This is a genomic window from Collinsella aerofaciens (genome assembly GCF_015558785.1).
GTDB lineage: Bacteria > Actinomycetota > Coriobacteriia > Coriobacteriales > Coriobacteriaceae > Collinsella > Collinsella aerofaciens_P.
The window spans coordinates 71,842-78,748 of the sequence record NZ_JADMOP010000010.1 but is presented as its reverse complement, the minus strand read 5'-3'; the positions used below and the strand labels follow the sequence as shown (position 1 = coordinate 78,748).

The window sequence follows — 6,907 nt, the reverse complement described above, 5'->3', positions numbered from 1 at the left end:
GCGCCTTTAGACGCGAGCCCGGGGCCCGTGGGTTATACCCTAAGAGCAAACCACCCTTTTTAAGGGTGGTTCTGATTGTCTACCGGTTTTGTCTAAGTCTGTAACAACTGGACCGTTAAAAGTGGGCTAGGTGTTACAGATCGAGATACTTCCGAGCCGCGCCGTCCCTTTGTCTCAATTTGTAACATCTGGGACGGATTTTACCGAGTTACTGTTACGGATTGAGATTTTCCCTTGAGGGAGATTCGAATGTCTCGATCTGTAACAGATAGGCCGGAAAATGGGTTCTAACTGTTACAGATCGAGACGTTTTGGGACCGCGGCTGAGCCATCGCGGCAAAACCACCACAAAGGTGCCTGTCCCCATTGTGGTGGTTTAGGGCTCCCAGGGGCAGGGGGCTTCGATGTGGATGTGCTCGCCGGTTACGGGATGCGTAAAGGACACGCTGTGGGCGTGGAGCATCAGGCCGCAGGGGCGCGGCGTTCCGTACAGGTCGTCGCCAACCAGGGGATGACGCTCACTCGCCAGGTGCACGCGAATCTGATGCTTGCGGCCGGTGAGCAGCTCGACATCAATATACGAGCGCGTGGGCAGGCCACGGCGGCTCTTAAGACGCTTGAGTACCTTGACGCGCGTCTGAGACGGCTTGCCGCTGGCGCCGACGCGCATCTTGCGGCTGTCGTGGCGGTCGCGGGCGATGGGCTTGTCGATGAGCTTTTCGTTCCAGTCGATCTTGCCCTCGGCGAGCGCCAGATAGTGCTTTTCGAAGGCGTGGTCGATGACCATCTGGTCAAAAGCGGGTTGCGTCTGCTTGTCGAGCGAGAACAGCACAACGCCGGTGGTGTTGCGGTCCAGGCGGTTGAGCGGCTGCATGTCGGTCGCGGCAAAGCCGTCGCCCATCGCCAGCAGCAGGTCGCTGGCGTAGTCGGTAAGTGTGCGTTCACCGGTGCCGTCGCCGTGGACGATCATGCCGGCGGGCTTGTCGATGGCCATGAGCCAGGCATCGCAGTAGAGGACTTGAGGTTCTTCGTTCACGTGTAAGCCTTTCGGTTAGCTAATTCCCACAAACATGCAGCCCGAGGTAGCGCCGCGCAGGCGGGCGGCGGGCTTGCGGCCGGCTTGAGCCGCCTCGACGGCACGACGGACGCGGGCGACGGCACGGCCCACCTCATCCGTCTCGAGCAGGGTTCCGTCTACCATGAGACGACGCACGCCGGCATCGAGCAGCTGAGGAACCTGCGGCGTGAGGTCGATGGGGTAGGCGTCGTACAGGCGAGAGCGGCCATGGATGTCGGTGCGTACGGGCATGACCTTGCCGTCGATATTCTTGAGTGACAGCTTGCGGGCGCGCAGGCGGCAGTTAGCGCAATCGTGGATGCAGCCATTGGCCACCTGCAGGATGCAGTGCTCACTCGTCATAACGCGCGGGCGGCCGAACACAGTGATGCCCAGGGCTGCGGGCGCGGCGGTGCCAAGCGAGACGATCTCGTCGAGCGTGATCTCGGGCGAGAGCCAAAACGCACCGGCTCCGCGCTCGGCAAGTGCCTCCATGCAGGGCGTGTTATGCACCGGCAGGCAAGAGCGAATCTCGGCCGTGGCGCCGGCATGAGCGGCTACGGCGAGCTCGGAGATATTGCCGACGGCGACGGTGGCTCCGGCATTGATCCAAGGATCGACGCGCTCGTGGTCAACAGCGCGGCAGACCTCGTCGAGTACGGGCACGATACCCTGCTCAAATGCATCGGCAGGGGAGAGTCCGACAGCCTCGAGCGCGTCGGTGGTCATATAGATGCGCGTTGCACCCTCCGCGCGGGCTGCCTCGGCGGCCTCGAGCGAGGTGACGGTGGCGCAGATCTGCGGCTCGTCGCGGTAGTGCTTGGGCATGGGGCGCGTACATTTGTCGAGCACCGGCAACTCGAGCGTTTTTGCGCGCTCCTCGTACGGTGCCAGAATGGCCTCTTCCAGCGCCTTACAAGCGGCGGCGCGCACCTTGTGCACGGCGGAGAAGCCCATGCCGCAGCCCTCATCGAGCGCCACATCAAAGCTCGCGGCCTCAAAGGGAGAGGAGCCCATGCGCCCGACGTGCTCAGCCAGATCGGATGCCTCGACGGCGCGGGTCTTGGCGGCCTCGACGGTGAAGCCCGTGGCGGTGGCGGTGAGCGCGGGGTTGTCACAGCAGGTGAGTGTGACAGTAAACGGCTCGCCCAGGCGCGCCACGACGGACACGTCAACAGCTCGGCGGCGCAGCACATCGCGCTTGAGCGCGGCGCCGGCGGCGTCAATGGCGCTCTGGCTTCGAATCACGCGCACGCGGCAGCCCTCGGGCATGCTACGGGGCACGCGGCACTCAATGATGTCACCGGCGGCGGCATCATCGGCGGCAATGGTGGTCAGGAACTGGTCAAACTCGTTATCGTGGCGAAGCTCCAGCAGGTCGCCTTTGCCCACGGGCTCAAACAGCTCAATGCGGGCGATGGCGGCGCGGCGACGGCGGTCGTCGGACTTGAGGCCGCGCACATCGCGGTTGGCCGGGCGGCTGCCCAGCACCGTGCCCACGATCTGGCCGCGGTTGTTGGAACGCTCATAGCTCATCATCTCGTCGCCCGAGGTGCCGTCCTGATAGGCGTGCGTAAAGTCGCGGTTGAAGCAGCGCTTGAGCTGGCGCTGGCGGGCGGCTTCCTCGTCCTTGGCAACGGCGGCTCCGGATAGCATGTTGTCAATTTCGTGACGATACACATCAACGATGGAGTACACGTAATCGGGTGCCTTCATGCGGCCCTCGAGCTTGAGCGATGCGGCGCCGGCGTCATACAGACGGCGAACAAGCTGTGAGGTGTTGGTGTCACGCGGGCACAGCGCGCGCTCGCGACCGGCAGGGGAGAGCGCGCGACCGTTCTCGTCGATCAACTCGTAGGGCAGGCGGCAGGGCTGGGCGCACATGCCGCGGTTGGCCGATCGTCCCGCCATGGCAAAGCTCGACAGCAGGCACAGGCCCGAGTAGCAAAAGCAGATGGCGCCATGGCTGAAGACCTCAAGGTCCACATCGGGCGCGGCGTCGTGAATGGCGGCGATTTCGTCGATGGAGAGCTCGCGCGAGAGAGTCACGCGGTCGGCGCCCTGCTCACGGCACCAAAGGGTTCCGCGGTCGTCGTGGATGTTCGCCTGGGTCGAGATATGTGTCTCGATGCCGGGCATGGTGCGCTTGGCCTCAAAGAACAGACCCCAGTCCTGGATAATGAAGGCATCGGCGCCCAGCGTGGAGCAGCGATGAATGAGCTGCAGTGCATCGCCCATCTCGGACTGCTTGATGACGATGTTGACCGTGACGTAGACGCGCGACCCGGCTAGATGCGCGGCGCGGCAGGCTTGCTCAAAGGCCTCGTCGGTAAAGTTGGTTGCCTTGCGGCGGGCGTTGAAGCTGCCCATGCCGCAGTAGATGGCGTCTGCCCCGGCGGCGAGCGCGGCGGCAAAGGGCTCCGGGCCTCCGGCGGGGGCCAAAAGCTCGGGCCTGCGGTTAGTGGTTCGGCTGGCGGTTGCGGTCATATCCTGCCTTTCAAAATGCTCAGATATTCAAAAGTATAGTGGCGTCGCTGCGGTGGGCGACGCCCGCAGCCTAAGCAGGACAAAGTCTTCAGCAGCTTGGACTGGCTGCTCCACATGAGAACCGTTCAGCGGTTCGGGGAAACCGTTGGGCGATAAAATATTCTCGCAAGCTGATAATATTCTTGCATCAAACAGAAACCTTGAGTACTATCCCAATCAAGCGCGGTGTTCAGACCGAACTGTGCCTCCCGGTGTGAACACCGCGCTCACGCTCTCTCAATTGATCGTAAGGAGAAAAACATGAGCAAGACCGTCGTGTCTTCCGATAACGCTTCCGCAGCCATCGGCCCGTATTCCCCCGGTATCCAGGCCGGCAACATGGTGTTCCTGTCCGGCCAGCTGGGCATCGATCCCGCGACCGGCAAGATGCCCGAGGGCGTCGAGGCCCAGGCCAAGCAGTCCCTCGCCAACGTCCAGGCCCTGCTGACCGCTGCCGGCGCCACCTTTGCCGATGTCGTCAAGACCACGGTCTACCTGGCCGACATTGCCGACTTCGCTGCCGTGAACGAGATCTACGCCTCCAAATTCGAGGCTCCGTTCCCCGCGCGCAGCGCTTTCCAGGTTGCCGCCCTTCCGGCCGGCGGTCTGGTCGAGATCGAGGTCGTCGCCGCTCTCTAAGGCGTTGGCAACAACTAAACATGACATGCAAAAAGACCCTGCAGTGTGAGCTGCAGGGTCTTTTGCCAAGCAATGCGACAAAAATGGTCCGTTTCCCTCCGTCCCCAAGGGATCGCGTTTAGCCTTCCTTGCGGACTTTTTGCAGGTAGCGGTAGACGCTGGGCTCCGAGATGCCCAACGCGGTGGCGGCGCAGGCCACGGCACCCTTGAGCATGAACACCCCGTTGCCGTTGAGGTGGCGAATGACGTCCACGCGGTCGCTCTGACCAAGCGACGCTACATCCAGCCCGCGCGCGCTCAGCAGCTCGGCAATACTGCGGTCGATGAGCTCCTGCGTGGACTCCGAAAGGCTTTCGACCTCGATAGACGCGGGCTCCGTGCGCGTCGGCGCCGCGTCGAAGCATGCCATGAGCTGCTGCGCCATGGCGTTGATGGAGCGCACGGTCGAGAGGTCGGTGTTGACGCAGAGCATACCGACGATCTCGTCACCCTCACGGATAAAGTACGTCGCCGACTCCAGCGTCTTGCCACCGGCACCGCGCCCCTCGTAGCCCGTAATAAACGGCAGGTCGCGATACTTGGCATCGTGCATGATCTTGAGTGCCAGATCGGTGGCAGGACCGCCGACCTTACGGCCGCTCACGATGCCGTTGCGAATATCGACGATGGCGTGGTCGGGATCCGAGAAATCATGCAGCACGATCTCGCTGTTTTTGCCGAGTATCTGCTCCAGGAAATCGACCATCGGCAAAAAGCGACGTACGGTCTCGTTCACGGGCAACTCCTTTGGGTGAAATCGGAAATGTTCATAACAATTTTTTCTCATGGTAACACGGTGTCTATTGACTCGTATATTCGCAGGTACATTGCGTAATACAGACGAGCGGTAGGAATTTGGCGGTAAACGGTCGACCAAAAGAAAAGTTAGATGTTATTTTGACCAAACACTTTCCTGACCTGCGGAAATGCGTTATTTCAGCTGAAGAATAGTCTGATAACAAAAAATTATTATTGAGAATGAGAATCATCTTTAATACGATATGCAATGAAGGCACAACCTCAACCCCGCACTGCGTCACAATAGAGCGTTAGATGCGAAAACAACTACTTCGAGGATTGGTGGTCAAATGACCCAGGAGACGGTTACGAACGGCACTGAAGCCCTGTTCACTCGCGAAGGCATGCCTCCCGTTAAGGAAATGATCCCGTGTGCCCTTCAGCACGTACTGGCATCGTTTGCCGGCATCATTACCCCGGCGGTCATCATGGCCGGCGTCTACGGCTTTAATAGCCAGCAGAGCACCGACATCATCCAGGTCGCGCTCATTCTTTCGGCGATCGATACGGCCCTTCAGGCCTTCGCTCCCTTCCGTCGCATCGGCGGCGGCCTGCCCATCGTCATGGGCGTTTCGTTCGCGTTCCTGCCGGCCCTGCAGGCCATGGGCGCCTCGGGCTTTAGCTTTGGTGCGCTGCTGGGCGGCGAGATCGTCGGCGGCGCCGTCGCGGTCCTCTTTGGTCTGGCCTACAGCAAGATCAAGTGGCTGTTCCCGCCCGTCGTGACCGGTACGGTCATCTTCTCCATTGGCGTCTCTCTCTATCCCACGGCCGTCAAGTATATGGCCGGCGGTATGGGCACGCCGCTGTGGGGCACCCCGCAGGCGTGGTGCGTCGCTCTTATCACCTTCGCCGTGGTCTTTGCGCTCGCCAACTTTGGCAAGGGCACGCTCAAGCTGGGATCCGTGTTCTTTGGCATGATCGTTGGCATGATCGTCTCCATCCCCTTTGGCATGATCGACTTCTCCAGCGTCGCCACCGCTCAGGTCTTCGCCCTTCCCAAGCTCATGCCCTACGCGCTCGAGTTTGATCCTGAGGTCTGCATTACCCTCGCCGTCGTGTTCCCCATGGTCGCCATCCAGGTTATCGGCGACGTCTCCGCTGCCTGCCTTGGTTCCATCGACCGTATGCCCACCGAGCGCGAGCTCTCCGGCGCTATCGTGTCCCAGGGCCTCACCTCTATGGTCGGCGGCCTGCTGGGCGGTCTTCCCACCAGCGCCCTTGGCCAGAACGTGGGCATCATCTGCTCCAACAAGGTCGTCAACAAGTGGGTCTTTGTGATCATCGCGGCCGTCTTTGCCATCGCCGGTCTGTTCCCGCAGCTCTCTGCTGTCCTTTCCGCTATCCCGCAGCCCGTCATCGGCGGCGCGACCGTCGGCGTCTTTGGCACCATCACCATGAACGGCGTGCGCATGTTCACCCGCGAGGGCCTCACGCAGCGCACTACCACCATCGTCGGCACCTCCGTCGTCTTTGGCCTGGGTATCTGGATGGCCAGCGGTTGCCTTGCCGGCGAGGGTATGCCCGCCTGGGTGTCCACCGTCATCGGCTCCAATGCCGTAACCCCCACCGCCATCATGGCCATTGTCCTTAACCTGATCCTTCCGCAGACGCCGGTCGTGGCTCAGCACATCGATGCTGCCAAGGACGCTGCCGTGGATCTGGTCTTGCCCGAGAGCAAGAAGTAACCAATTCGGTGCTATTCGTCGGCGGACGCATCGCCTCGTCCGCCGACGCCATGCGGCGCCAAGCCGCACTTCAAAGGGTTTGTCCCTTTGGTGAAGCGTTGACGGGAGAGGGCCCGTTTCCGGTGTAGGCCGGCGCTTCGCACTCCGCCATGTCAGAGGTGTC

At 61.6% G+C, this 6,907-nt stretch carries 5 protein-coding genes; 2 read left to right on the top strand and 3 right to left on the bottom strand.

Translation table 11 applies throughout. The features are described 5' to 3' along the window. Positions 1-376: 376 nt before the first annotated feature. Together I2G40_RS06240 and I2G40_RS06235 are read right to left on the bottom strand one after the other, a co-directional pair. The gene (locus I2G40_RS06240; protein WP_231500732.1) at positions 377-1,036 is read right to left on the bottom strand and encodes an RluA family pseudouridine synthase; all 660 of its coding nucleotides are present in this window, start codon (positions 1,034-1,036) and stop codon (positions 377-379) included. A gap of 15 nt (positions 1,037-1,051) precedes the next feature. Continuing rightward, entirely contained in the window at positions 1,052-3,544 is a 2,493-nt protein-coding gene (locus tag I2G40_RS06235; protein WP_195544505.1) for a peptidase U32 family protein, read from the bottom strand. A 300-nt stretch (positions 3,545-3,844) separates the two neighbouring features. Between I2G40_RS06235 and I2G40_RS06230 the strand changes: the two genes are divergently transcribed. Continuing rightward, positions 3,845-4,222, top strand: a complete 378-nt coding sequence (locus I2G40_RS06230; protein WP_195544504.1) for a Rid family detoxifying hydrolase — start codon at positions 3,845-3,847, stop codon at positions 4,220-4,222. A gap of 118 nt (positions 4,223-4,340) precedes the next feature. On the opposite strand, the gene I2G40_RS06225 is transcribed toward I2G40_RS06230, so the two are convergent. Continuing rightward, complete coding sequence (locus I2G40_RS06225; RefSeq protein WP_227789750.1) at positions 4,341-4,997, bottom strand: helix-turn-helix transcriptional regulator; 657 nt, start codon at positions 4,995-4,997, stop codon at positions 4,341-4,343. A 352-nt stretch (positions 4,998-5,349) separates the two neighbouring features. Between I2G40_RS06225 and I2G40_RS06220 the strand changes: the two genes are divergently transcribed. Then, positions 5,350-6,744: a uracil-xanthine permease family protein gene (locus tag I2G40_RS06220; RefSeq protein WP_055285183.1), complete on the top strand. Its 1,395-nt coding sequence runs from the start codon at positions 5,350-5,352 to the stop codon at positions 6,742-6,744. Positions 6,745-6,907: the final 163 nt, after the last annotated feature.